We start from the raw sequence: 24908 nt of genomic DNA, 5'->3' as shown, positions 1-24908 counted from the left end.
CCTATTTAAATCGCCCAATTAAATAAAAGACAACGGAAAGTATAACACTTAACAGAATAGAAGTCATAAGTGGAAAATAAAATGTTGTGTTTTCTTTTTTAATAATAATGTCTCCAGGAAGCTTACCTATTTTGATAAATTGCATCAGGAATCCGATAATAAGAATGATTCCACCTATAATCATTAGTAACTTTCCCGTCAATTGTTTGGCACCTCCAGCTGGAAATGTTCATACACAAGATGAGTGACGATCCTCCCTCTTGGAGTCCGTTGAATAAACCCAATTTGCAAAAGGTACGGCTCGTATACATCTTCAATCGTGTGTGACTCTTCTCCGATACTCGCTGCGATTGTATCAAGTCCTACCGGCCCACCTCTAAAGCGCTCAATTATGCCCTTAAGAAGCTTATGGTCGATATGATCAAGGCCCAGTTTGTCAACTTGAAGAAGCTCAAGTGCTTCCTTTGAAAGATTGGTCGTAATATCCCCATTGCCCTTCACCTGAGCAAAATCCCTCACCCTACGGAGTAACCGATTGGCGATACGCGGGGTCCCCCTCGACCTCTTGGCCAATTCTTCAGATGCAGTCGCTTCGATCTTTGTATTTAAAATCGCCGCTGTCCGCTGAACAATTTCATTCAACTGTTCCTCATTATAATATTCCAAACGGCATAAAACTCCAAATCGGTCACGAAGAGGGGCTGATAATGCACCGGCGCGGGTCGTCGCTCCCACGAGTGTGAAAGGCGGAAGGTCTAAACGAACAGACCGGGCACTCGGACCATTTCCTATGACAATATCTAAACAAAAATCTTCCATTGCCGGATAAAGAACCTCTTCGATCGCCCGTGGCAAACGATGGATTTCATCGATGAACAACACATCACCGGGCTCCAGCGCCGTCAGGACGGCAGCTAAATCTCCCGGTCTTTCAATGGCAGGGCCGGATGTGGTGCGCAGGTTTACGCCCATTTCATTTGCAATGACAGCAGCGAGGGTTGTTTTCCCCAATCCTGGTGGCCCATAAAGTAGAACATGATCCAGGGTTTCCTGACGCATCTTTGCCGCTTCAATGAAAACCTCCAAGTTATGCTTTACTTTATCTTGCCCAATATATTGTTTTATTGTCTGAGGACGCAAGGAATATTCAAAGGTATCTTCATTTAACTCTGATTCGCCTGATACGATTCTTTCTTCCATCCAGACTTCCTCCCTTCATGGAATCCACTTATTTCAATAGGAGCTGAAGAGCTTTCCTGATGATTTCGTCTGATGTATGCCCTTCTCCTTTTAACTTTGGAGTGATTTTCTTGATTTCACGTTCTGAATAGCCCAGGGCTTTAAGGGCAAGAATCGCTTCATCAAATGCTTCATCCTTCCCTGAGGACATTTCAGATCCCTCTTCTGGATTTGAGAATAAACTTGGAAAATAATCAGGCACAACATCCTGAAGCTTCCCTTTTAAGTCCAGGATCATCTGACGTGCTGTCTTCTTACCCACACCAGGAAACTTCGTCAAGAAACTCTCATTTTCTTCTTCAATAGCGGTGATTACCTGCTGGGGCGCACCCGAAGCCAGAATCGCTAAAGCTCCTTTTGGACCAATTCCCGAAACATTTAATAGTTTCATAAATAGCAATTTTTCTTCCATTGCCAGAAAGCCATAAAGGGCAATAAGATCTTCACGCACATGCTGATATGTAAAAATCTGAATCTCTTGATTTTGATATTTAGAATAAACAAACGGATTCGCCGTATACAACTGGTACCCGATCCCATTATTCTCCACCACTACGTACTCGGGACCCACTTGAGTCACTGTCCCTTTTATATATTCATACATATCATTCTCTCCTTGTTCCCACTATCACTATTTATCTAAAGTCTTTCATACCATGTTAAAAAGTCATATAAAATCTATTGTATCATATCACTATTTGAAGTGATGGGAAAGAGAGACTAAAAAGAAACACTTGTTCTAATTTTATCAGATTGCGAAAAGCTTGGGCAGGGAAAAATTCAACGATAAAAAAACCAGTGGCATGTGCACTGGTTTTACACTCTTATTTAGGGACGGAGTACGCTTTGAATTGTTCGAGTACCTCTTCATATTCCTGCTTCGACTTAATGGGGATGCCCTTGACTAAATCATCATGCCGCTTACTTTCAAGCTTCTCTACATCAATCCGGAAGAAAGATTGAATAATCTCTGCCTGTCCCGGTTTTCCATTAAAAATGGATAGAACACCATTATCGGATATACCGAAGTATCCATTTGTCTTTAGAAGAGGGGATATATCATCCATCTGTTTTTGAAACACGACCTGATCTTCCGTCATATCCATTAGCTGCCAATCCTCGTATGCAGCCCAGAAGTCTTCCATGCTCCAAATCGTTTCCTGCACGATTTCCTCACTGACCTCACCATCCAGATATACTCTTTCCAGTAGCACCGTGATTGTGTGAGCGGACGCTACCTCTGCCGGTGTTTCATTCAGTTCGCCTCCATCAGCAGCCTGCTTCTCTTCTGAATAAAAGAATGTGAAGTAAAAAGCACCTATTAACAACATCACCATAAACACGATTCGAACCTTAATCGTCATCGTGATCACCTCGAACTTAAATTATGTAACGCTCTATCCACTAGTCTTGCCAAACCATGTTAAGAATATCCAGTCTAAGTAAATTTTTTCGAGGGACGGACCTCAGGGAGTGATGTATCATCATTCCCTACTCAAGAAGGTGAACTTTGAAAGAACAAAAAAAGACTACCAAAGAGATTGAACTCTTTAAGTAGTCTCAACTTGCTTACTCATTGTTGCGGTGCTTTACTGACTTAAACATATCGTGCATATCAAAGTTAATACCTTCTCTTGGGCCGCCGTCACGTAAATCATTGTCAATGTTTCTGACTCGACTGAATGTACCTTCATCGGTCACAACCGAAACCGTTCTTCCATGAAGATAAGGCTGTACGGCTTTTTTCACTCTGGTTTTCGTTTCTTCTATTTTGCTATGGTCATCAAGCTCTACAGCAATCAGGACATCAGAACCATAAGCTACCGCACGAACGTCACTGACATTTTCAACTTTTCCTGTGACATCGCCAATTTTCTCAGCCAAGTCACCTTCATAAGCTGTGTAGTAAGATCTCTTCGCATTTCGCGTATTATCATCAAGATGACCGTGGTAATTCGCATCACCATGGCTCGCGCGGCCGTCTTGGGCCATGAAATTCTCGTCATAGTCAGCGAGGGGTCTTGAAGGGTTTTGAGGATTTCCATTTTCATCCTTCACTTGTAGGAAATCACGTTTCTTTTGACGGATATCCTGCCCTTCTCTCCCAACAGAATGATCATACATTTCAGTTAGAGGTCCGTCCCTCTCATCTTCCTTTTCTCCCCCGTGGCCTTCGTTTGAATAGAAGCCGAGGGGCTCATAGGAGTCTGTATAGCGATCTTGGGCTTCTTCTTCTCCACTATTACATGCAGCAAGGCCCAATGTCATGACGGCTGTTAATGGTACCATGAATAATCGTTTATTCAATGGTGATTCCTCCTTCAACCCAATACTTGAGCATATTTTGTGCTCACCATTAGGTTGTGAAAGGATCTCACCTTTCATTCGGGTCAAAGTTTGGAGACATCCCCTACAATTGGGTATTGATCCTTTTCACTTCTCCATGCAGCTCTTGATTGAATTGCATTCGCTGTGAAAATTGATGAAGGGTTAAATTGATTAAGTAACCCCACACCCGCTGCTTATAGGATTGATCTTCACGGATAAATCGATTCCACTCTCGAAACACATCTGATGGATACATTAAACCAAGATAAAAGATGAGCTCATCTTCATATGATTTGAATGGTGTCAGGCGTTTGACGTCACTTAGAGACCAATTTAAATAAGGTAAAATCCGGTTACAAAACTGCAGGTCATCTGTTAACTCTGTAGAAAGTGACATTAAATCAAAGTCAATCATATACACCATCCCGTTCTTTCCTCTTAAAAAATTATGATGGGCTACATCTCCATGGGTAATACATTTTCCATACTCATCGATGTCGATTGATTTTAACTCTTTCAGTGCCCACTTCCCCCATTCTAAATACGTATACAAATAATAAGGTTGAATGAAGGCTTGCAAATAGGGAAGATTATATTGAAACTGCATCATTCTTTTTTTCCATTTTTTCAGCCATTTGTACCGTGGAATTTCAGTTGTCCATAAATTGTTGAACTTTTTCGATACTGAATGAAATTTTTTCAGTACCTTTAATGCATCTTCCCGATCTTCAGGTTGATCATAACGGATGGACCGGGACGTTTCTAACCATGTGGTAATACCGATCGGAGATCCTTCAAATATTAATATCTCCCGCTCGTGAATAGGATGAAACGGTAGAACGTGATAAAACTTTTCCCTTAACAGCGTTGAAATCAGCCGTTCCTGATGCAAGAATCTCAGTTGATTTGGAAATCGTTTCACAAACCAATTTCTTCCATTGCTTTTGAGCTTCCATTTTCCTTCTTTTAACATTTTAAGGGATGCTCCGGGATCGTTTAACTTTGATTGTAAAAAAGAAAGGAGACGATGTGAATAATCGTCCCCTCGTACATGCATGTTAGCCCTCAAAGTCATCGTCATTGAAGTTCGGCATGGAAAATGCTCTTGGACCAAACATTCCTTGCGGTCCCATTGGCATGCCCATTCCCTGACCTTGGGGTCCCATCGGCATTCCTTGGCCGGGCATTCCTTGGCCAGGCATTCCCTGTCCGAAGCCGTATGGTTGTTGCTGCATTCCATGAGGCATTTGTTGTTGCATATGCGGTTGCATCATTGGATGATGCATCATCGGCCCATATCCTTGAGGTGCACCGCATCCGCAATCACCTTGGTCGCTTGCTCCCATTACTCCGGACGGCTGACCCATTGGCATTTGACCACCCATTTGGGCTCCCATTACTCCTGATGGCTGACCCATCGGCATCTGGCCACCCGTTTGGGCTCCCATTACTCCTGATGGCTGACCCATCGGCATTTGATGTCCATACATCGAAGAAGGAGACTCTTCTGACATTGCTCCCTGAACTTGACCTCCTGGCCCCATTGGATACCCGCCTGGCATCCCACCATGGAATCCTGGTCCCGGCATGACAGGAGAGACTGGATAGCAATTCTGAGGATACATCATGGCCGGTGATACCTGTTGCGGCATTTGAACGGATGGATAGTCATTTTCATCTGACACACCCATTACTCCGGACGGCTGACCCATTGGTTGTTGCATTGGCATTTGCATCGGCTGTTGCATATGCATTGGCTGTTGCATCGGCTGTTGCATCGGTTGTTGCATATGCATTGGCTGTTGCATCGGTTGTTGCATCGGCATTTGACCATGCGGCATGTATGGCATGACAGATGAAGACTCTTCTTCATGCCCCATTTGAGGCATCATTGGCATCTGCTGCATTCCAGGCATCATGGAAGCACCCTGAACCCCGCTTCCGGGTCCCATTGGCATTCCTTGACCCATCGGCATTCCATATCCTCCTGGCTGCATTCCCCATCCATGTGGTGGACAGAAACCTGATCCTGGCATTACCGGTGATACGGGTACGCAATTATTTGGGTTAAACATAGGCTGGGTGTTCCCTCCTTGTGGTTGAGATGGCATTTGTAAGCTTTCTTCTTCTTGAATACCTTGAACGGCTTCTTGCTTCGGTTTTGGCTTTGGCTGTTCTTTTGCTTTTGGAAGTACATTAGTAGGTTTAGGCGGCGTTTGAGGTTTTGGCTTTGGCTTTGCTTGCTGCTTTGGTTGTTGCATTGGCTGTTGCATTGGCTGTTGCATTTGCATATTCGCCATATTCATCATGTAGTAGTTGTTAATATCAATTTCCGGCACTACTGGTTGAGGCATTTTAGGTGCAAATGGCTTTTGTACTTCTTTCGGCTTTTCTTTCTTTGGCTCTTCTACTGGCATGGCCATAGGCTTCTGCTCTTTGAACGGATACTCTGCTTTAGGCATCTCCTTCTTTGGCATTTCCTTGGAACCGTACTTAATCTGTGTCTCTTTCTTTACGGATCCGCCTGTAGTCGGCACTTTAATTTTCATGCCAGGCATGATCATGTCTGGGTTTGATAGCTGGGCATTCATCTGTTTTAACTCTTCGAAATTCACGCCATACTTCTTGGCGATCTTCCATAGAGTATCCCCTTTTTGAACAATATGGATTTTCACTCTTTTTCCCTCCTCAGGCATAAGTCTATATATCCTATGACAAGATAGGCAAATTGCTAATCATCTACATAAAAACTTATGAGTGATTCAAAAAAAATATACCGTCCCAGGCGATGGGAAGGTATATTTCAGCTTGGTCGTATGTTTATTTAACTTCCTTAAGCACGGGCTAACATGCGTTCTAAAGCGAAAATCGCATTTCTTGCAGTATCTTCATCCACTTTAATGATATTTTTGGGTTTTCTCTCCTTAATCTTTTCCAAGGACCATACTAAATGAGGCAAATCGATGCGATTCATCGTTAAACAAGGACACATATATGGATTTAAGGAAACGATCGTCTTATCGGGATGTTGATTGATCAGTCTTTTCACAAGATTCATTTCTGTTCCAATCGCCCAGGAAGATCCTGGAGCCGACTGGTCAATCGTTTCTATAATATATTTCGTGCTTCCATTGAAATCGGATTTCTCCACTACTTCACGGCGACATTCAGGATGAACGATGATCTTCATGTCAGGATGATTTTTCCGGATTTCGTCTATATTCTTTTCTGTAAAGTTTTCATGTACGGAACAGTGGCCCTTCCATAGGATCACTTTCACATCATCAAGGTCTCCATCATGGATCAGCTCGTTTCTAATCGGATCCCAGACAGCCATTTCACTTAAGGAAACACCAAGATCAGCCGCTGTGTTACGTCCTAAGTGTTGATCAGGCAAGAAGAGAATCCGTTCCTTCTGCCCTAAAGCCCATTCCACCATTTTGTGTGCATTTGATGACGTAACCGTAGCTCCTCCGTTCTTTCCAACAAAGCTTTTGATTGCTGCGGTGGAATTGACATACGTGAGGGGAATGATTGTATCACCGAATTGCTCCGTCAGTTTGATCCATGCCTTTTCCGTTTGAAAAATATCTGCCATATCTGCCATGGAACACCCCGCCCTCATATCGGGTAAGATGACAACTTGATTTTCATCCGTTAATATATCTGCCGTTTCGGCCATAAAATGGACCCCGCAAAACACAATGAATTCCGCTTCTTTATTTTGAGCGGATATTTGGGCAAGTTGAAGAGAATCCCCGACGGCATCAGCAAATTGGATCACTTCATCTTTTTGATAATGATGACCGGGAATAAAAAGCTTCTTTCCTAATTCGAACTTAATTTCCCTCACTCTGTTTTCCATTTCTTCCGTTGTAAGGCTTGTAATCGATTCAGGCAATACACCCGTTTCTTTTGTTAATTCATCCAGTAACCCCATGTTCATACCCCTTTCGCTATTCTTACTCTTGCGCTGATATCAAGTGATTTCACCGAATGTGTCAAGTATCCGAGGGAGATATAATGAATACCTGTCTCTGCATAAGTACTGAGACTTTCCCTCGTGATCCCACCCGATGCTTCCGTCACGATATGAGAGGGAACAAGGGGGATCCACTCCATGATCGTCTCTGGACTACAGTTATCGAACATAATGACATCTGCTCCGCTTTCGATCGCTTCCACCAACTGCTCCCTTGTTTCAATTTCCACTTCCACTTTCACCATATGACCGATTTGACTCTTCACCTTTTTAACAGCATTTGTAATCGATCCGGCAAATGAAATGTGATTGTCCTTTAACATGACGGCATCATAAAGGCCACTTCTGTGGTTGAATCCTCCACCGGTCCTTACAGCATACTTCTCAAGCATCCGTAATCCGGGGGTTGTTTTCCGCGTGTCACATAATCGAACTCCACTCCCTTTCACCTGTTGTACGGCTCGATGGGTTTCGGTGGCAATACCGCTCATGCGCTGAATCAAATTGAGGACAACTCGTTCAGCCTGAAGTAGATCCCTCATAGGACCTCTTATTTCAGCAATCAATTGTCCCGTCTCGACCATTACTCCATCTTCAATGAACACACTTGCTTGGATTGATGGATTGAAGATCTGGAACCCAAGCTCGATCACATCTTTCCCACAAAATATACCGCTCTCTTTCATTAGGAATGAAAAAGATCCTTCATCGTCTTTAGAAAACAGAATTTCTGAAGAGTAATCTCCATCACCCAGATCTTCACAGTAAAACTCTTCAAGCATAGATTTTAGTTTCATTTTGTTCATGATATTCCACCCTCAATCTACCATCATTGTTTTGTAAAACCATTTTTCGTTTTAACCATTGATCATTATCTTCACCAGGGAAATCTGATCGAATATGACCTCCCCTGCTTTCCTTCCGTAATAAAGCGGACTCGGTCACGAGCAAGCTTACGATCCACATGAAATATATGTGAATCTCTTCACGTGAATTAAAATCGAGAAGCTCATGGAATGTCAGGGGCTGTGCCTTTAACCACTTCAGATGAGCGAGCAGCCCATCTTCATCCCGAATGATCCCGACACGATTCATCATACCTTCTTTTATATCTGCAGATTGAAAGGGGATATTCAGGGACTCTCCCTCTTTAATCTGGTCGGATGTGGAGTGGAAATGAGGTGAGGGGCTGACTCCCTTTTGAATAAGAAATTTACCCAGGCGTTCCCCGTACACCAATCCTTCTAATAATGAATTGCTTGCCAGTCGATTAGCCCCGTGAATACCGGTGCATGCAACTTCCCCGATGGCATATAACCCTGGGATATTCGTTCTCCCGGCATGATCTGTTACGACCCCACCCATCATAAAGTGACATCCAGGGGAAACAGGGATCATCCCGTCTTTGATGGAAATGTTATGATTCAAACAAAGAGTGGAGATGGAAGGGAATTTTCCTTGGAAATCTTCTAGTCTACTAATATCCAGATACACTTCCCTTCCCCTTTGCCTTTCCTTATAAATACGTTCAGCGACAATATGCCGGGGGGCAAGTTCCAGCTGGGGATCGACTCCCTCCATGATCCTTTCTCCCTTATCATTTAACAGAAGTGCACCTTCCCCTCTGACGGCCTCTGAAATAAGTCCGCATGTTTTACCTTCCAGCCAAAGGAGGGTCGGATGAAACTGAATAAATTCCATATCTGATAGCCTTGCCCCTGCAAGAAAGGCAAGCGCCATCCCATCTCCCGTCACAGCTGGATGATTGGATGTAGAGGAATATATACCACCGATTCCTCCAGTGGCGAGAACAACATGGGAAGCATAGTAATAGCGGATTAAATCATTCTTATCCTTCGTTTTCACCCCACAGCAATGGCCATTGTCATCTTTTACAAGCTCGTAAACCATTGCCCCTTCGATGAATTCGACCTTTTCCATTGAAAGGGATTTCAATAAGTACTTCACTAAATATTTTCCCGTTTGATCTCCACCACTATGCAGGATCCGGTGTGCACTATGTGCCCCCTCCATGCCCAGAGAAAGACTTCCATCCTCTTTTCGATCAAAGGGTGCTCCTTCATCCACCAGGGATTGTACGATTCTTTTTCCATCTGCTATGAGTTGATTCACACCATCTTCATCCTGGTGATAGCGTCCTGCTTCCAATGTATCTTTAAAATGAGCATTTACAGAATCCTTCAGTCCTAAAGGTGCCGCAATCCCGCCTTGAGCGAGGTAAGAGTTACCACTATTGATTTTATCCTTTGTGATAATCATCACATAAAAATGATTTTGAAGTTGACGTGCCAATTGCAAGGCGGCAATGCCACTTCCTACGATAATAATATTGGTTTTTTTCATCAAAAACCCTCCTGATTATTTACAGGTGTCTTGACACATATATTTACACATATTTAAACTAATGACAAGAGTTTTTTACAAGACTCATATATTCAGACTATTTTAATAAAAGGCAGGTTACATGATGAACTATTTTGATTACGCCGCTACAACTCCTATAGATCCTGAAAGTTTACATGTTGTTCAAACCGTCAGTAATGAGTTCTGGGGCAATCCGAGCAGTCTTCACGACATTGGCGGAAAAGCACAGCATTTATTGACTAAATGCAGAGAAAAATTGGCAGGAATGCTTGGGGTCCCATCTAAAGGAATATACTTTACCTCCGGAGGGACAGAGGGTAATCATTTAGCCCTTGTCACATTGGCACTTAGCAGACAAGAGAAAGGAAAACACATCATCCTGGGTGGCGCTGAACATTCATCCCTGCATTCCTCAGCTGCTTTTCTTGAGCAATTTGGCTTTACGGTTACAAAAATCCCATTCACATCTCAAGGACTGATTGACCTTCAAATTTTAGAAGAATCTATTTCAGAAGAAACGACCCTTGTCAGCATCGGACATGTCAACGGAGAAATCGGCACGATCCAGCCATTGCATGAAATTAAGAATCTATTGAAATACCGAGATATTTTACTGCACTGCGATATGGTTCAATCATTCGGTAAATTGGACATCACGGAATACACTTCCATCGTCGACAGCTTTACACTCTCATCTCATAAAATATATGGACCAAAAGGAGTCGGCGCTCTTTATATCAATCCTTCTCTGGACGTATCTCCCATGATTCCCGGGGTGACTCATGAAGATGGGTTCAGGGGAGGAACGGTGAATCTACCGGGGATAGCGGGATTCGTGACAGCCGCATCTTTGTGCCATGACTCCTTTTCAACACCGCACTTTATTCGGTTGAGAGCACGTTTCTTATCACAATTAGAAGAACAACTGTCGGATACTTACACCCTCTATGAAGGGCCAGCCCCCGCACAACTTCCACATGTGGTCGGACTTGGCATTCACGGCCTAGAGGGTCAATGGCTCATGCTCGAATGCAACAGGCGTGGATTTAGTATTTCCACAGGCAGTGCGTGCGGCGCGGGATCACAGGATATGTCTAAGACATTGACAAGTATGGGAGTCGGACAAAGAGCAGGAAAAGAATTCATCCGGATTTCATTTGGCAGAGATACGAAGGAAGAACACGTAAAAGCATTGGTACAAACTTTATTTGAAATCCGTGCGGCTCACGTATCTCCTTAACTTGAAGAACGAGTTGTGGTATGATTTCCTATATAAAATTGGGGACGGAGGAGATATTTTTGGCAGGAAAAAAGATCCTTGGGGATGAGAGAAGACAATGGATCCTCGATAAACTAATCACAAAACAGGCCCCTGTAACAGGTGGAGATCTCGCTAAACAGACCAATGTCAGTCGACAAGTCATCGTAAGTGACATCACACTGCTGAAAGCAAAAGGAGAACCCATCATTGCGACCAGTCAAGGCTATCTGTACATGCCAACTTCCAATCAAGAAACGCTGATTGAACGCACTGTTGCCTGTCAGCACACTCCTGAGCGATCGGAAGAAGAACTATTCTTACTTGTCGATCACGGCGTAACGGTGAAAGATGTAAAGATCGAGCACGGCGTTTACGGAGATCTAACCGCATCCATCATGGTCTCAAATCGCAAAGAGGTAGAACAGTTCATGAAGAAGATAGAAGACACTGGCGCTTCCTTTTTATCTGAACTGACAGATGGTGTCCATTTACATACGTTAATGGCATCAACGGAAGAATCCCTGGAAAGTGCTGAAAATGCCCTACAAGAAGCAGGATTCCTTATTCAATCTTAATAAAAAGGCAGATTTCAAATTGGAAATCTGCCTTTTCACTGTTTCAATTATCCAATAAATAAGAAGAATACGTTCCGATCATTTTTACTTTGCATCCGAGGGCTTCCATTTCACTGATCGCTCCCGGCAGTAGCACATCATCCATTTCATGGGCCACATCAATCAAGAAGAAATAATCCCCTAACCCTGTTTTCAACGGCCTGGATTCAATTTTACTTAAATTCAATTGTCTCCAGGCAAAGGTTGATAATACCTGATGGAGCGCTCCTGATCGATCTTTCGGGAGAGTCACCATCAAGGTCGTCTTCTCCATACTTTTTTCTTGAGAAAGTGACAAGGGATCGGCCGTCTTATGTAATACGATGAACCTTGTATGATTATAGGCAAAGTCATGAATGTTTTCATGGAGGATCGTTAACCCGTATTTTTCAGCCGCCAACTCGTTGCCGATCGCACCGAGAAACGTGTCAGGGTTCTCACTCACGAATTTGGCTGCGGCTGCCGTACTGGTCGTTTGTTCTAAAGAGACGCCCCGATACTGCTTATGTAAAAACTTATGGCACTGTGCCAATGCGTGGGAATGGGAAAGAATTTTCCGAATCGATTCTTCGCTATCGGTCCATTCCGGGTGTATCATTAAGTGCTGTTGAATCGCGGAAGTCAATTCTGCTGTAATCGCTAAATTCGCTTCATGAAACAAATAATCGACTGTAATATGCACCGAGCCTTCCAAGGCATTTTCTAATGGAACAACTGCATAATCTACCTCATTTTCTATCACCGCTTCAATGCAATCGGGAATCGTTACATACGGTACCGTATCTTCTTCCGGAAACGCCTTCTTGACAGCTAAATCTGTAAAGGAAGCCTGGGGTCCTAAATATGCTATTTTCACTCTGATCTTCCTCTCACTCTCACCAAATTTATTGAACATTCTAACACGTATAGCATCAAAGAGGAAGAGCTTTTAAGCAAAAAAAAGAAGCATCAGGCTCCGGAACCTAACACTTCTACTTTTTCTACAAATTCTAATCGTCTCAGCTTTGAAAGTAAGTCTTCCAATCCTATCGTAAGGTCTGTCACATTTAGTGATAGCGTGACATTCGCTCTTCCTTGCAATGGGATTGTCTGATGTATCGTTAAAATATTGCAACCATGCTTGGCTGTTTCACTGAGTAAATGAGACAGCGTTCCTGAACGATCTTCCAGATGGAAGAATAGCGTGATGATTCTCTCCTTCACCACGGTGTGAAATGGAAACACAGTATCACGATATTTATAAAAGGCACTCCGGCTTAAATCAACCCGATGAACCGCTTCCCATACTGAATCGGCTTTTCCTCTTTCAATCAACTCTTTCGCATCCAGGGTTTTCTTCATCGCTTCGGGCAGCACATCTTCACGTACTAAATAAAACTTGCCCTCTTGAAATTTTTTCCCCAATGACTATTCCTCCAATTGTCTTGCTTGAGAGGGACAGGGGCAAAGATCAAACCCCTAAGAAAACCTCTCAGCTTACTATTGTAGAGCATCGCCCGCTTACAAAAGCCGTCAATGCTCTTCTGTCTGAAATAGATGAAGGATGAAACTTAATCGACAAATTCGAATTCATATTTTAACAAGCGAATTGTGTCGCCGTTCTCGGCACCACGCTCACGAAGGGCTTCATCCACTCCATACGAACGAAGCTGTCTCGCGAATCGTCTTGTAGAATCTTCCCGGGAGAAGTCCGTCATCTTGAACAATCTCTCAATTTTCGCACCGCTGACAACGAATGTTCCATCAGGGTCACGAGTGATTTCGAATTCTCTCTCTTCTTCCTCATGCTTATAAAGGACACGGTGAATGCCCGTTTCTTCTTCTTCATGAATAGGAAATTCAGAAGTCGTTTCCACTTTATCAGCTACCGCATATAGAAGCTCACTTAGCCCTTGACGCGTAACAGCTGAGATTGGGAAGACAGGGAAATCTTCCTGCAGTTTCTCTTTGAAAATCTTCAGGTTTTCTTCTGAATCAGGCATGTCCATTTTATTGGCAACGATGATTTGAGGTCTCTCCGTTAAACGAAGATTGTATTGCTTAAGCTCTTCATTGATTGTCAGATAATCCTCGTATGGATCTCTTCCTTCCATTCCACTCATATCAATCACATGAACAATAACACGTGTACGTTCAATATGGCGCAGGAATTGGTGACCAAGTCCGACACCTTCATGGGCTCCTTCAATTAATCCAGGCAAATCAGCCATAACAAAGCTTCTTCCATCTCCTGTTTCAACCATTCCAAGGTTCGGAACGATGGTTGTGAAATGGTACGAACCAATCTTTGGTTTGGCAGCTGAAACAACTGAAAGCAATGTGGATTTCCCGACGCTCGGGAATCCGACCAGTCCAACATCTGCAAGTAGCTTCAATTCCATCACGATATAACGCTCTTGTCCCGGCTCCCCTTTTTCAGAAAGCTCAGGAGCAGGGTTGGCAGGTGTAGCGAAACGGGAATTCCCTCTTCCTCCGCGGCCACCTTTCGTGATAACGGCACGTTGACCATGCTGCACCAGGTCGGCAATCGTTTCACCTGTATCATCGTCCTTCACGACTGTTCCAGGTGGAACCTTTACAACCATATCTTCGGCATTGCGCCCATGTTGATTCTTACTCATCCCGTGCTCTCCACGAGTTGCTTTGAAATGACGCTGATAACGGAAATCCATCAACGTTCTTAAGCCTTCATCCACTTCAAAAATGACGTCTGCACCGTGACCGCCATCTCCTCCGGCAGGACCACCTTTAGGTACATATTTCTCACGACGGAAGGCAACCATACCGTTTCCGCCGTCACCGCCCTTTGTATAAACCTTGACCTGATCTATAAACATACTTTCACTCCTAACTTATCCGTGAAATCGCCTCATCGGACGACTACATGAATGACAAGAACCTCTTCTTGAAGTTGTTCTATTTCTATATTTTCTCCGTTTAATTGTTGATTCTTTATCCAGTCTTCCACCAAGCTTCTACTCTTTAGTATACCTGTGAAATCAAATATAAAACGGGATTGTTCTTTTGTAATGTCCAGTAAGATGGATAATTGATTTTCTACATTGTTCATTACATTTGATTCAAGGAATTCAAGCAACTCCTTGCACCAGTTGTAAAGCCTTCGATCTTCAAGCCCGTGTGATGACTCCGATTGAATGACTTCAAAATCCAGCTTAATCAAATGTCTTGACCAATTATATGTTAATATCCATTCTGCCAATAATGGAAGCTTTAAATTCGATAGCTTCGACTCATTTTGTGCAACGAGAACCATTTCCTCGATCACTTGTTTCGCCCGCTCCACGCGATCAAGATCCAAGTTGCCTTTAATTAATTGCAAATCATTCATCCAGTCGTGGCGAGCATGCCTTAACGCCTCGACTACGCCCAAATTTTCGCTCATAATCTAACTCCTATACTTTAAGTGCTACCTGTAAGTATATCAAAGATGGGACTCTCGCGTATATTGTTTCTGTAAAATTGGTGGGGGTGAATGAAGAATAGGGTCTGCTGATCGAATTTGGAAATTTAAAAATCGAAAGTCGATAATAAATTGAGCAAAGACGATAATATATTCGAGAAGTCGATAATAAACCTGAAAAGTCGATAATATATGCCCAGAACTCGATAATAAATCAGCCAAAGTCGATAATATCCTCAACACACCCGTTCATACTCGTTAAATCTTACTTATGACTCACTTAAATTCAACCTTACTCTAGCCTGAATTCAAAATAACAGCCCATTATCACAATACAATTTCGTTCCCAACCTCAGGAAGTTAATGATAAAAATAAAACTCTAACCGAAAGTCGGTTAGAGTTTTCGTTAAAGATATGCGATTAAGCTTCATTCGCAACTGGGTATACGCTCACTTTTTTCTTGTCACGACCCATGCGTTCGAAACGAACAACACCGTCGGTTTTAGCGAAAAGTGTATCGTCGCCACCACGGCCGACGTTTAGGCCTGGATAAATTTTCGTACCGCGTTGACGGTAAAGAATTGATCCACCAGTAACCATTTGACCGTCTGCACGCTTAGCACCAAGACGCTTTGAGATAGAGTCACGACCATTTTTAGTCGAACCTACTCCTTTTTTAGACGCAAAAAACTGAAGGTCTAATCTTAACATCTGTTCCACCTCCTACTTTTTGAAGGTTATTTTAATAAAATCACTATAGTCTCTTTCAATCGTTTGGAGGCTGATAAGCATGCTATTAAGTAGCAGCTGAATCTTGCTCTCTGTTTCTTCCGGAAGATCATCAGGGATGACGCAGCGAAGATATCCACCATCAGAGGATTGCTCGATGGAAGGTTCTACACCGGTTAACGCCATAATGGCATTAATGCTCCCAAATGAAACAGCAGAAGCACCTGCACAAACAATATCTTGCCCATTATCGGCAAAATCAGCATGTCCATCCATAGAGAAAGAACGGATTCTTTTCTTGGAGGAACGCTCTACGTAAACGTTAATCATGTCATCACGCCTTACGCGTTGATTTCGTCAATGACAACTTTAGTGTAAGGTTGACGGTGACCTTGCTTACGACGGTAGTTCTTTTTCGCTTTGTATTTGAATACTACAAGCTTTTTCGCGCGGCCTTGCTTTTCAACTTTCGCTGTTACAGTAGCTCCATCCACTAACGGACTTCCTACTTTCACATCGTCGCCACCAACGAATAGAACTTTGTCAAATGTTACCGTATCGCCTTGTTCTGCGTTTAGCTTTTCGATGTAGATAGCTTGACCAGCTTCTACACGGATTTGCTTACCACCTGTTTCGATAATTGCGTACATAATCGCACCTCCTTATAAACTCAGACTCGCCAATGACAGGTGTTGGATTGCTCCAAGCTTTTCTACCTGTAATGAGCGGTTGTAGCACGGGTGCTACAATCAATAACATTAGAATCCTATCATAAAAATCGATGTACTGTCAATAACATTCAAGAAATTCATATTAACTTTGTTACATGATAATAAGGATGTTCATGAGTGATTTCTTTTATTTTGATCTCTTTACCCAGCGCTTTTTCCAATCTGTGAAGGTGGACGTTCTGCTTTCCGGAAAATACGGTTGCGACTTCCCCAGTCGCTTCTACTTCAATGAGGGATCCATCCATCGCCTGCATTTCCCACAGCTCCCGTTCAAGCTGAAACGCAAGCGTCTGAGGCGTTATTACTCTCCCTGTACCTTGACATACCGAGCAAGGGCGAGTCAAGTAGGCAGACAAGGGCTGACGGGTTCTTTTTCGTGTCAATTCAAGAATGCCAAGGGGTGTAAGGCCTACGATCGTCGTGCGCTGTTTATCCGATAATAACGCATCTGAAAGTGCATCCACCACTTCCTGTTTGTGGCTTTCCTTTTTCATATCGATAAAATCGATGAGAATCATCCCGCTCAAATTCCGAAGGGTGAGTTGCTTCGCCATTTCTTTCGCTGCCAATTTATTGGTATATAAAATGGTCTGTTCCAAATCGTCTTTACCTGTAAACTTACCTGAATTCACATCCACAACGGTCATGGCTTCTGTTGACTCTATGACAATAAATGCTCCATTATCCAGCCAAACTACTTTTTTCAGTACGTTTTCCCACACAGAGGCAACGTGGTAATGACGAAGAATATTTTCATGGCCTTGATAGAGGTCGAAGGTCCATTTATCTTTTATCCCGGCTCCGCTCATTTCTTCTAAATGAAGAAGACTATCATAGTCATCGACTACAATTCTCCCTCCACTCCCCTTTTTCAGTTGTTCATGAAGATCCTCGTAGAAAGTATCCTGCCGGGATAAAAGTGAAGGGCATTTTGCTCTCAGAGACACCCTTTCCAGGCTTTCATATCTTGAACGTAATGAGTGCAGCTCCCCTTGTAACACTCCTTCATTCACCTCAACAGCATTGGTGCGCATCACAATGCCCTCTTGCGGATTTTTCCACTCATTCCCTAAGCGTCTTAAGACCTTCCTGTTTTCATCGTCCACTTTTTTAGAAACCGCCACATAGAAACCTTGTGGCATGTACACAAGATGTTCTCCTTTGAGCTCGATAACGGCCGTCAATCTTGCACCCTTCGTTCCCATCTCATCCTTCATGACCTGCACGATGATTTTTTGCCCTTCATGCACGCACTTTCCAATCGGATGAGGATCGTTTCCGGCATGGTATGCCTCTACGTTTTGAGGAAAATCTTTTTCGTGAAGGTAGCCATTTTTACCCCCGCCAAAATCTACAAATGCCGCACCAAGACCTTTTTGAACCTTGACGACTCTTCCCAGATAAATATTGCCTGTTAAACTTTCCTCTCCAGGCTGATATGTATATAATCCAATGATTTCATTATCTGATCGGTATACCCACCGTTTTTCCCTGCTCTTACTATGTACAATGATTTCTTCCACACCGAAAACCCCTCTTCCACGAAAAAAGTCATAAGAAAAAAGGGTTGATTCCAACCCTTTTACCAGTATGCCCTTACTTTATACAGTTCGTCTTCATTCGTCAATAAAGGTAGAGGAGATCCTTCGTTTTGGCCGAGGTCATCTTTTCGGCGAAAAAGGCATGGAGCAGTTCATTTTCATCCAGCTTCCCTACTTCAATCCCTTTTTCAAAGACAACGAGGGGATGCTTTACCCCCCGCTGAAACTTCTCCACTACTGTAATAATAGAATCTTCGCTTTCAATGGGAAGTGGCCGCAGTTCCACAAATTGATGACTCTTCCCGTAATACCGCTCTAACAAAAACTTCATAAACGCATACCGCCTCTGTTTCCAGTCCACCCATAATGAAAAGTACAGGAATGAAAGAACGATCCACAGATTTAAATGAAGAGGAGCGATGATGAGTACAACCAGGTGGAACAGCAATAATAAACCAAAAGAAAAGAGAAGCGTGTATTCATACGCTCTCAAATAATTAAGCTTCGTGGCTAAAAGTAAGGAAACCATCTTCCCTCCATCCAACGGCCAAATGGGAAGAAGATTAAACAGCAGCACCATCATATTCAACTGAAAATAGAGCGAAAATGAGTCGGGGCTGATCACGCCGGTCTCCATAAGCCCCCAACCTAAGGCTATGAGCCATATGTGCTGCAAGGGACCCGCAGCCACCACCCAGAATTCCTCCCGCAAAGATCGGTTTCCATGCTCATCCATCTCCGCAACCCCACCAAAAGGCAATAGGGCAATTTTCTTTACTCTCCAGGAAAATGAATGGGCCATCAGTCCATGTCCCAATTCATGGATCGTAATGATGAAGAGAAGCAGAATCAGTTCAAAAAAATGAGCCGTCATAATGGCAATGGCTATGACGAGCCAAAGCAAAGGGTGCACATGAAATTTTTTCAAAAGTGAAATGAAATTAGTCAAATGACATCACCTGTATCGGGTCGATAAACGTATCACCCATTTTAATCGCGAAATAGAACTCTCCTGTCACATCGTTCTGACTGCTGGTGGAAACCTTGCCTACAAGAGCTCCCTTCTCGATCGATTCATACTGTTTCACATCAATCGATTCGAGGTGACCATACCAGGATTCTGATTTGTCTGCATGTTGAATAACGACTGTGTTCCCCAGCTCTTCTTTCTTACCTGCAAATATAATCAAGCCTCCCTTCATCGCTGCTACATCTTCCCCCAAGCCCGTTTCAAGCATGATGCCTTGTCCATTGGTTTTAAAATTTTCAACGACCTTCCCTGACGCTGGTACGGCATATTCCGCACTTTGCTCAGTAGAGGGTTCTTTCTTGGTATTACTTGTCGGTAATAACGCTAATGGTTTTCCAAACTGGTCCTCATACCACGTCGAAATGGCGGCAAACTGGAATTCTGTATCCATGGTTTTCGTGACAACGGATTTCGCCTCATTGAAAACAGGTGAAGAACTCTTAAACATAATCGCCGTCACTAATACCATGATTCCCGCTCCAAGTATCTTAAGCATAAAGGTTTCCTTTTTGAATAATGGATGCACTCCCTCAGGTGGCGGTCCACCTTCAAAGCTTGTCTGTCGTTCCAATCCATAGCGCTCCTCGTCCGATGGGAGAAAGTATGAAGAGTTCTCGCCTGAATTCGTTTTCTTTCGTTTCGCTATCCGCTTACGTATTTCATCCGCACGATTCCCCATGTACACCATTCCTTTTTATAAGGTATTGTTTCATAAACGTCTGATTCAATTCTAGGTGCATCACCCCGTTCAAGAGTGATTCTATACTAAATGATTCTGGTCATGATGAGGGACAAGGGGTGTTAGATCCATATTAAAAAGAGATCCATTCGATTACATATGATTTGCTACAATGTATGACTTGTCCTGAAAGAATATTCATGGGGAAAATAAAAAAGTCCCGGCAAAACGCTCGATGCGCTTTACCGGGACTGAATGAATCTTATGCTTTTACACCAAATAATTTTTTAATTCTTGAAAAGACTCCTGCCCGTTCTTCTTCCAGAGACTGTAACGGAACCGATTCACCCAAGATTCGTCTGGCAATATTCCGATAGGAAATGGAGGCTTTGCTTGTTGAATCAAGAGCGATGGGCTCACCTTTATTGGAAGATTTGATCACATTATCGTCGTCGGCTACAATCCCAAGAAGATCAATGGAAAGATGGGCTGTGATTTCATCTACATCCAACATTTCACCGTTTTTCATCATATGATTGCGTATGCGGTTAATGACGAGTTTCGGCGGTTCAATATTCTCTTTCTCCAGTAAACCGATGATTCGATCGGCATCCCGTACAGCTGAAATTTCAGGTGTCGTGACGACAATCGCACGATCGGCACCCGCCACAGCATTCTTATACCCCTGCTCGATCCCCGCAGGACAATCAATAATGATATAATCATAGTCTTGCTTTAAATCTACTACTAGCTTCTTCATTTGCTCAGGGTTAACAGCGGATTTATCACTTGTTTGTGCAGCTGGCAGTAAAAATAGTTTATCCTCGAAACGCTTATCTTTCACCAGAGCTTGGTGTACTTTACAGCGGCCCTCTACAACGTCTACTAAGTCATAAATGATCCTGTTTTCGAGTCCCATCACCACATCCAGGTTTCTGAGGCCGATATCTGTATCAATTAAACAAACCTTTTTGCCTTGTAGAGCTAATGCTGTACCAACATTGGCAGAAGTAGTCGTCTTTCCCACTCCACCTTTACCTGAAGTAACAACTATGGCTTCACCCACATTAGCTTCCTCCTTTAAAACTAGTAATATTTGGTCTAAGATGCTTTAAAACTTGTAATCGATCCACAACAATTTGCCCCTGATCATCGACATAAGCACATTCCATTTCGTGGTCATCGTCTTCTTCCACCCGATCAGGTGCCCGGTTCAGGGAATCCCCTATCCGGAGCTGGGATGGAACCATTTTTGATGCAACGATGACTGCCTCCATATTTCCGTTGTGGCCGGCATGGGCAATTCCTTTCAACGAACCCAATATGTAAATATTCCCTCCAGCCAGCACCTTCCCGCCGGGATTGACATCGCCGACAATAAGGATGTCTCCTGATACTTCCACGACTTGTCCCGACCGGATCACGCCGGTTAGAGTTTCTATATTTCGTTCATCTATGAGTTTCTCTGCTTCATTCTTTGTAATCACATTACTCCATACTTCATTCACTACTAAATTACGTTTTTGTCTTACGATTTCTTTCAACTCTTCCACTTGATCATCCGTCAGGTAGCGATTCCCTGTCTGGATATTGACCGTGAGCAGGGGAGTACCTTCTGTTTCCCGGTAATGGGCAGACAGCTTATCGTCCAATTCCTTCTTTAACTCATGAAAGGAGCATTGATCATTGAGATGAAGAGTCAGTCCTTCTTTTGTTCCTTTTATCATCACATTTGGCTTTTTATTCATGGCGCAATTTTTCACCTCAGTCGTCTATTAAATTCGACATAAGCAGTGCCATTTCCTCTTTTTATGAAAAAATTACTATTAGAATTTAATCATCCAGCCACTCTTTCCGTTTTCGGAGAAGATAGTTCCTGAGTGGAAATGCCACAACTAAATAAAACAATATATTAAGGACCAATGTCGGCCACAAACGCCAGTCCACGAACTGCATAAACGTCAAATCAGTCCGTTGAATAATTAAATTGATTTGATACACCAAAAACTCCAATACGGAAAGGTTCACAAGTGAAATAATTCCCAATACCAAAAGGTTATTATGTAAAATTCTCATCATCTGGTGAGATAAAAATATGACAAATGGGAAGAGCACTAAGTAAATGCCATTGATTTCTGTGTAATAAATATCAAATAGAAAGCCAAAGATGAAACCATAAAGCAATGCAGTTCGGTACTGATAAAATGCACAAATAAAGAACAGCACAATAATCAGAAAATGTGGAACAATGATTTTCTGATCAAACCACTCTTCATTTGGAAAAAGATGGACAAATAAACTTTCACTGTAAAAGAAAAGCAGGGTCATAAACGGAAGGAGGAGCCTACTGATCATTGCCATCCTCCTCAGCATCCGCTTCCTGTTCCGTCACACCCTGGATGTCACGGTCGATGACCATGACGTGCTCCAAGTGATAAAAATCAGCAGCAGGCTTTACATATGCCGTTTGAGTCAACCCGTATTGATCCGGTTTTACTTCTTTCACTTCCCCGATGACCAGCCCCTTAGGGAATACTCCTCCCAATCCCGATGTCATCACTTTAGAGCCTTTGTCAACTTTCATATCGTTGGAGATCCGCTTAACCAAAATTTCTTTTTTATCACTGTCGTACCCTTCAATCCACCCGTTGATGTCTTGTTCTTTCCCTTGTATCACACTGGAAATCCGGTTTTTTGTATTATTGGTCGAAATTAATTCGACAGTAGACGAAAATTCATTTACGCTTTTTATCTTTCCGATCAATCCAGCCGATGAAATGACGGCCATGTCTGATTTAATCCCGTTCACTTCTCCCTTATCAATCGTCAGGAGCTCTTGCCAGCGATCAGGATTCCTTGCAATGACGGTAGCTTGAATCGTGTTATAGGCACGAAGATCTTCCTTCTTTTCAAGGACCGCCCTTAATTCATTATTATCTTGTTTCAGGTCTTTCACCTTTGTTTCAAGTTTCACTAATTCATCTAAGCGTGTTTTCAATTTTTCATTTTCTGTGTATGTATTTTGAAGATCTTGAACGTTTTCAACAACTCCCGCTACATAGTTAACAGGTTTTGAAACCAATGACTGTCCGAATCCTACCATATCTTTTACAAACTGCTCAGGCCAGCTGATGCTATCTCGCTCCCGCAAAGAAAATCCGATTAATCCAACAAGGACTATGACACTGACGAGCAGAATGATCAAACGTTTATTCAGGAAGAATTGTGGCATGATGTACACCTCAACCTTTTCTCATTCTAGTAAATACTATATCAAAAATCGCTTATTTTTGATATCATTCGTCAAAATATTCATGGTTGTTCGAAAAAAGATGGGGCCGACCTTAAGGCTATCCAAGCATCCTAAGGAACCGTCCCCCATTTCATTATTTATTATTATTTCCCTCGATTTTTAAATAGGTGGATGTGGTCAAGTGCTTTCCCCGTACCGATTGCCACACAATCCAAAGGCTCCTCTGCAATGAGGACCGGCATTTTCGTCTCATCGCTGATGACTTTGTCAAGATTACGAAGAAGCGCCCCGCCACCTGTCAGGACAATTCCTCTGTCCATGATGTCAGCCGCGAGTTCTGGCGGTGTTTTCTCTAAAGTACTCTTAACGGCATCGACAATTGTGTATACGGTATCATGAAGAGCAGATGCAATTTCAATTGCCGTTACTTCGATCGTTTTCGGTAAACCAGTCAAAAGGTCACGTCCGCGAATCTCCATTGCTTCAATTCCTTCAGAATCACCGGCAGAACCCACTTCCATTTTGATCGTCTCCGCTGTACGGTCCCCGATCATCAGGTTATACGTTTTGCGGATGTAGTTGATGATGGCATCATCCATCTCATCCCCGGCTACACGGATCGACTGACTTGTCACGATTCCTCCTAAAGAGATGATTGCTACTTCCGTCGTTCCTCCACCGATATCTACGACCATACTTCCTGTCGGTTCCCATACTGGCAGGTTTGCACCAATCGCAGCGGCAAATGGTTCTTCGATCGTGTAAGCATCTCTTGCTCCCGCCTGTCTTGTTGCATCGATGACCGCTCTTTCTTCAACACCGGTAATACCTGAAGGTACACAGACCATGACGTAAGGTTTTCTTGAAAAAGCTCCTTTATTCCGTGTCGCTTGTCTTATGTAATACTTCATCATCGTGGCTGTTGTTTCGTAGTCAGCGATTACCCCATCTTTCATCGGGCGAAGAGCCACGACATTTCCCGGTGTTCTACCGATCATGTTCTTAGCATCATTTCCGACTGCAACGATATGCTTGTTATCTGTTTGAAGTGCTACAACAGAAGGTTCGCGAACGACAATCCCTTTGCCTTTCAAGTACACCAATGTGTTAGCTGTTCCTAAATCAATCCCTAAATCTTTCGTTCCAAACATGAATGGTATCTCCCTTTCTGATACAAATTGGCTGGTTTTTAACGTTTTATATGTGTTTTCACAGGAGAGTTGTCCAATCACTCTCTATCCTCGTAATTTTTGTCACAATAATTGTTCGTTCATGCATAACGAAAAGACTCATTCCCTAAAGAATGACTCTCTCTTTTCAAAGACTGCGTTATATTGAATCACCATATTGTTCATAAAAATCATAAGCTTAATTATATCGCAACCAGGAAAAAAATCATAGTGTCATAAATACCCTTTTTCCTTTAAACTGATAAACTTCTTCTCCCCTATTATAAGATGATCGAGTATATCAATACCAATGATTCGACCACATTCCACTAATCTTTTTGTCACTTCAATATCTTCTCTGCTTGGAGTCGGATCTCCCGATGGATGGTTATGGATACAAATGATCGATGCGGCGGATCGTCGGAAGGCTTCCTTGAAGACCTCCCGGGGGTGCACGATGGAAGCATTCAGACTTCCAATAAAGATGGTTTGCTTGTGGAGAACTTGATTCTTTGTATTGAGGTATAAGCATATGTACCTTACAT

The 24908-nt window shown here is 42.9% G+C and carries 28 protein-coding genes, 1 pseudogene and 1 other annotated feature; of the genes and pseudogenes, 3 read left to right on the top strand and 26 right to left on the bottom strand.

The annotated features are described in order from the left end of the window. Position 1: 1 nt before the first annotated feature. The 10 genes from F0342_RS13050 to nadB form a co-directional block, all read right to left on the bottom strand. Complete coding sequence (locus tag F0342_RS13050) at positions 2–184, bottom strand: DUF2905 domain-containing protein (protein ID WP_148970044.1); 183 nt, start codon at positions 182–184, stop codon at positions 2–4. Between the two features lie 14 nt (positions 185–198). After that, positions 199–1200, bottom strand: a complete 1002-nt coding sequence (gene ruvB / locus F0342_RS13045; RefSeq protein ID WP_149156351.1) for a Holliday junction branch migration DNA helicase RuvB — start codon at positions 1198–1200, stop codon at positions 199–201. Positions 1201–1228: 28 nt separating this feature from the next. Further along, entirely contained in the window at positions 1229–1843 is a 615-nt protein-coding gene (gene ruvA / locus F0342_RS13040; RefSeq protein ID WP_149156350.1) for a Holliday junction branch migration protein RuvA, read from the bottom strand. A 220-nt stretch (positions 1844–2063) separates the two neighbouring features. Next, positions 2064–2603: an intercompartmental signaling factor BofC gene (locus tag F0342_RS13035; RefSeq protein WP_149156349.1), complete on the bottom strand. Its 540-nt coding sequence runs from the start codon at positions 2601–2603 to the stop codon at positions 2064–2066. A gap of 205 nt (positions 2604–2808) precedes the next feature. Further along, complete coding sequence (locus F0342_RS13030) at positions 2809–3546, bottom strand: YhcN/YlaJ family sporulation lipoprotein (RefSeq protein ID WP_149156348.1); 738 nt, start codon at positions 3544–3546, stop codon at positions 2809–2811. Positions 3547–3649: 103 nt separating this feature from the next. Then, positions 3650–4624: a phosphotransferase gene (locus tag F0342_RS13025; RefSeq protein WP_188048534.1), complete on the bottom strand. Its 975-nt coding sequence runs from the start codon at positions 4622–4624 to the stop codon at positions 3650–3652. A 1-nt stretch (position 4625) separates the two neighbouring features. Beyond that, entirely contained in the window at positions 4626–6242 is a 1617-nt protein-coding gene (safA, locus tag F0342_RS24900) for a SafA/ExsA family spore coat assembly protein (RefSeq protein WP_262481737.1), read from the bottom strand. 158 nt (positions 6243–6400) lie between these two features. Next, complete coding sequence (nadA, locus tag F0342_RS13015) at positions 6401–7507, bottom strand: quinolinate synthase NadA (protein WP_149156346.1); 1107 nt, start codon at positions 7505–7507, stop codon at positions 6401–6403. A 2-nt stretch (positions 7508–7509) separates the two neighbouring features. Further along, positions 7510–8355, bottom strand: a complete 846-nt coding sequence (nadC, locus tag F0342_RS13010; RefSeq protein WP_149156345.1) for a carboxylating nicotinate-nucleotide diphosphorylase — start codon at positions 8353–8355, stop codon at positions 7510–7512. Further along, on the bottom strand, positions 8324–9913 hold the full coding sequence (gene nadB / locus F0342_RS13005) for an L-aspartate oxidase (RefSeq protein ID WP_149156344.1): 1590 nt from the start codon (positions 9911–9913) through the stop codon (positions 8324–8326). The genes nadC and nadB overlap by 32 nt, the downstream gene beginning before the upstream one ends. Positions 9914–10037: 124 nt before the next feature. Between nadB and F0342_RS13000 the strand changes: the two genes are divergently transcribed. Next, positions 10038–11174 carry an IscS subfamily cysteine desulfurase gene (locus tag F0342_RS13000; RefSeq protein WP_149156343.1) on the top strand — a complete coding sequence of 379 codons (1137 nt, stop codon included), beginning with the start codon at positions 10038–10040 and terminating at the stop codon, positions 11172–11174. Positions 11175–11194: 20 nt separating this feature from the next. After that, the gene (locus F0342_RS12995; RefSeq protein WP_149156342.1) at positions 11195–11770 is read left to right on the top strand and encodes a transcription repressor NadR; all 576 of its coding nucleotides are present in this window, start codon (positions 11195–11197) and stop codon (positions 11768–11770) included. 43 nt (positions 11771–11813) lie between these two features. Here the strand turns inward: F0342_RS12995 and pheA are convergent, their stop codons facing one another. After that, positions 11814–12665, bottom strand: coding sequence for a prephenate dehydratase (gene pheA, locus F0342_RS12990; RefSeq protein ID WP_188048532.1), 852 nt, complete (start codon positions 12663–12665; stop codon positions 11814–11816). 92 nt (positions 12666–12757) lie between these two features. Further along, a complete protein-coding gene (locus F0342_RS12985) occupies positions 12758–13213 on the bottom strand; it encodes an ACT domain-containing protein (protein ID WP_044339521.1) in 456 nt (151 codons plus the stop codon). On the opposite strand from F0342_RS12985, the gene F0342_RS24895 reads away from it, so the two are divergent. Continuing rightward, on the top strand, positions 13213–13356 hold the full coding sequence (locus F0342_RS24895; protein ID WP_188048531.1) for a hypothetical protein: 144 nt from the start codon (positions 13213–13215) through the stop codon (positions 13354–13356). The two genes, F0342_RS12985 and F0342_RS24895, sit on opposite strands and share 1 nt — an antisense overlap. A 3-nt stretch (positions 13357–13359) precedes the next feature. On the opposite strand, the gene obgE is transcribed toward F0342_RS24895, so the two are convergent. The 14 genes and pseudogenes from obgE to radC form a co-directional block, all read right to left on the bottom strand. Next, positions 13360–14646, bottom strand: a complete 1287-nt coding sequence (gene obgE, locus F0342_RS12980; protein WP_149156340.1) for a GTPase ObgE — start codon at positions 14644–14646, stop codon at positions 13360–13362. A 32-nt stretch (positions 14647–14678) separates the two neighbouring features. Beyond that, the gene (locus F0342_RS12975; RefSeq protein ID WP_149156339.1) at positions 14679–15212 is read right to left on the bottom strand and encodes a Spo0B C-terminal domain-containing protein; all 534 of its coding nucleotides are present in this window, start codon (positions 15210–15212) and stop codon (positions 14679–14681) included. Positions 15213–15651: 439 nt separating this feature from the next. Continuing rightward, positions 15652–15942 carry a 50S ribosomal protein L27 gene (gene rpmA / locus F0342_RS12970; RefSeq protein ID WP_044339518.1) on the bottom strand — a complete coding sequence of 97 codons (291 nt, stop codon included), beginning with the start codon at positions 15940–15942 and terminating at the stop codon, positions 15652–15654. A gap of 12 nt (positions 15943–15954) precedes the next feature. Then, positions 15955–16290: a ribosomal-processing cysteine protease Prp gene (locus tag F0342_RS12965; RefSeq protein WP_149156338.1), complete on the bottom strand. Its 336-nt coding sequence runs from the start codon at positions 16288–16290 to the stop codon at positions 15955–15957. 11 nt (positions 16291–16301) lie between these two features. Then, entirely contained in the window at positions 16302–16610 is a 309-nt protein-coding gene (gene rplU / locus F0342_RS12960) for a 50S ribosomal protein L21 (RefSeq protein ID WP_034757222.1), read from the bottom strand. Positions 16611–16622: 12 nt separating this feature from the next. Then, positions 16623–16701, bottom strand: a sequence feature (ribosomal protein L21 leader region). A gap of 67 nt (positions 16702–16768) precedes the next feature. After that, positions 16769–18214: an Rne/Rng family ribonuclease gene (locus tag F0342_RS12955; protein ID WP_188048530.1), complete on the bottom strand. Its 1446-nt coding sequence runs from the start codon at positions 18212–18214 to the stop codon at positions 16769–16771. A gap of 100 nt (positions 18215–18314) precedes the next feature. Continuing rightward, positions 18315–19181: a M50 family metallopeptidase gene (locus tag F0342_RS12950; RefSeq protein ID WP_188048529.1), complete on the bottom strand. Its 867-nt coding sequence runs from the start codon at positions 19179–19181 to the stop codon at positions 18315–18317. Continuing rightward, a complete protein-coding gene (locus F0342_RS12945) occupies positions 19174–19941 on the bottom strand; it encodes a M23 family metallopeptidase (RefSeq protein WP_149156336.1) in 768 nt (255 codons plus the stop codon). Before F0342_RS12945 ends, F0342_RS12950 begins: the two co-directional genes overlap by 8 nt. 262 nt (positions 19942–20203) lie before the next feature. Then, complete coding sequence (gene minD / locus F0342_RS12940) at positions 20204–21007, bottom strand: septum site-determining protein MinD (RefSeq protein ID WP_113969491.1); 804 nt, start codon at positions 21005–21007, stop codon at positions 20204–20206. Between the two features lies 1 nt (position 21008). After that, positions 21009–21689: a septum site-determining protein MinC gene (gene minC / locus F0342_RS12935; RefSeq protein ID WP_149156335.1), complete on the bottom strand. Its 681-nt coding sequence runs from the start codon at positions 21687–21689 to the stop codon at positions 21009–21011. An 85-nt stretch (positions 21690–21774) separates the two neighbouring features. Beyond that, complete coding sequence (mreD, locus tag F0342_RS12930) at positions 21775–22296, bottom strand: rod shape-determining protein MreD (protein ID WP_188048528.1); 522 nt, start codon at positions 22294–22296, stop codon at positions 21775–21777. After that, positions 22286–23173, bottom strand: coding sequence for a rod shape-determining protein MreC (mreC, locus tag F0342_RS12925; protein ID WP_149156333.1), 888 nt, complete (start codon positions 23171–23173; stop codon positions 22286–22288). Before mreC ends, mreD begins: the two co-directional genes overlap by 11 nt. Before the next feature lie 164 nt (positions 23174–23337). Then, entirely contained in the window at positions 23338–24345 is a 1008-nt protein-coding gene (locus F0342_RS12920; RefSeq protein WP_149156332.1) for a rod shape-determining protein, read from the bottom strand. 252 nt (positions 24346–24597) lie between these two features. Next, positions 24598–24900: pseudogene (gene radC, locus F0342_RS12915) on the bottom strand (RadC family protein); the annotation flags it as partial. Positions 24901–24908: the final 8 nt, after the last annotated feature.

This window comes from Bacillus sp. CH30_1T, from assembly GCF_008364765.1.
Lineage (GTDB): Bacteria > Bacillota > Bacilli > Bacillales > Bacillaceae_B > Rossellomorea.
The sequence above is the reverse complement of the archived record's forward strand: the minus strand, read 5'-3'. Positions and strand labels throughout refer to the sequence as shown.

Excerpts from the sequence above, each read along its gene's own strand:
- F0342_RS13050 (WP_148970044.1), bottom strand. The coding sequence starts at position 184 with ATGATTATAGGTGGAATCATTCTTATTATCGGATTCCTGATGCAATTT.
- ruvB (WP_149156351.1), bottom strand. The coding sequence starts at position 1,200 with ATGGAAGAAAGAATCGTATCAGGCGAATCAGAGTTAAATGAAGATACC.
- ruvA (WP_149156350.1), bottom strand. The coding sequence starts at position 1,843 with ATGTATGAATATATAAAAGGGACAGTGACTCAAGTGGGTCCCGAGTAC.
- F0342_RS13035 (WP_149156349.1), bottom strand. The coding sequence starts at position 2,603 with ATGACGATTAAGGTTCGAATCGTGTTTATGGTGATGTTGTTAATAGGT.
- F0342_RS13025 (WP_188048534.1), bottom strand. The coding sequence starts at position 4,624 with ATGCATGTACGAGGGGACGATTATTCACATCGTCTCCTTTCTTTTTTA.
- nadA (WP_149156346.1), bottom strand. The coding sequence starts at position 7,507 with ATGGGGTTACTGGATGAATTAACAAAAGAAACGGGTGTATTGCCTGAA.
- nadC (WP_149156345.1), bottom strand. The coding sequence starts at position 8,355 with ATGAACAAAATGAAACTAAAATCTATGCTTGAAGAGTTTTACTGTGAA.
- nadB (WP_149156344.1), bottom strand. The coding sequence starts at position 9,913 with ATGAAAAAAACCAATATTATTATCGTAGGAAGTGGCATTGCCGCCTTG.
- F0342_RS13000 (WP_149156343.1), top strand. The coding sequence starts at position 10,038 with ATGAACTATTTTGATTACGCCGCTACAACTCCTATAGATCCTGAAAGT.
- F0342_RS12995 (WP_149156342.1), top strand. The coding sequence starts at position 11,195 with ATGATTTCCTATATAAAATTGGGGACGGAGGAGATATTTTTGGCAGGA.
- F0342_RS24895 (WP_188048531.1), top strand. The coding sequence starts at position 13,213 with ATGACTATTCCTCCAATTGTCTTGCTTGAGAGGGACAGGGGCAAAGAT.
- obgE (WP_149156340.1), bottom strand. The coding sequence starts at position 14,646 with ATGTTTATAGATCAGGTCAAGGTTTATACAAAGGGCGGTGACGGCGGA.
- F0342_RS12975 (WP_149156339.1), bottom strand. The coding sequence starts at position 15,212 with ATGAGCGAAAATTTGGGCGTAGTCGAGGCGTTAAGGCATGCTCGCCAC.
- rpmA (WP_044339518.1), bottom strand. The coding sequence starts at position 15,942 with ATGTTAAGATTAGACCTTCAGTTTTTTGCGTCTAAAAAAGGAGTAGGT.
- F0342_RS12965 (WP_149156338.1), bottom strand. The coding sequence starts at position 16,290 with ATGATTAACGTTTACGTAGAGCGTTCCTCCAAGAAAAGAATCCGTTCT.
- rplU (WP_034757222.1), bottom strand. The coding sequence starts at position 16,610 with ATGTACGCAATTATCGAAACAGGTGGTAAGCAAATCCGTGTAGAAGCT.
- F0342_RS12945 (WP_149156336.1), bottom strand. The coding sequence starts at position 19,941 with ATGGGGAATCGTGCGGATGAAATACGTAAGCGGATAGCGAAACGAAAG.
- minC (WP_149156335.1), bottom strand. The coding sequence starts at position 21,689 with ATGAATAAAAAGCCAAATGTGATGATAAAAGGAACAAAAGAAGGACTG.
- mreD (WP_188048528.1), bottom strand. The coding sequence starts at position 22,296 with ATGATCAGTAGGCTCCTCCTTCCGTTTATGACCCTGCTTTTCTTTTAC.
- mreC (WP_149156333.1), bottom strand. The coding sequence starts at position 23,173 with ATGCCACAATTCTTCCTGAATAAACGTTTGATCATTCTGCTCGTCAGT.
- F0342_RS12920 (WP_149156332.1), bottom strand. The coding sequence starts at position 24,345 with ATGTTTGGAACGAAAGATTTAGGGATTGATTTAGGAACAGCTAACACA.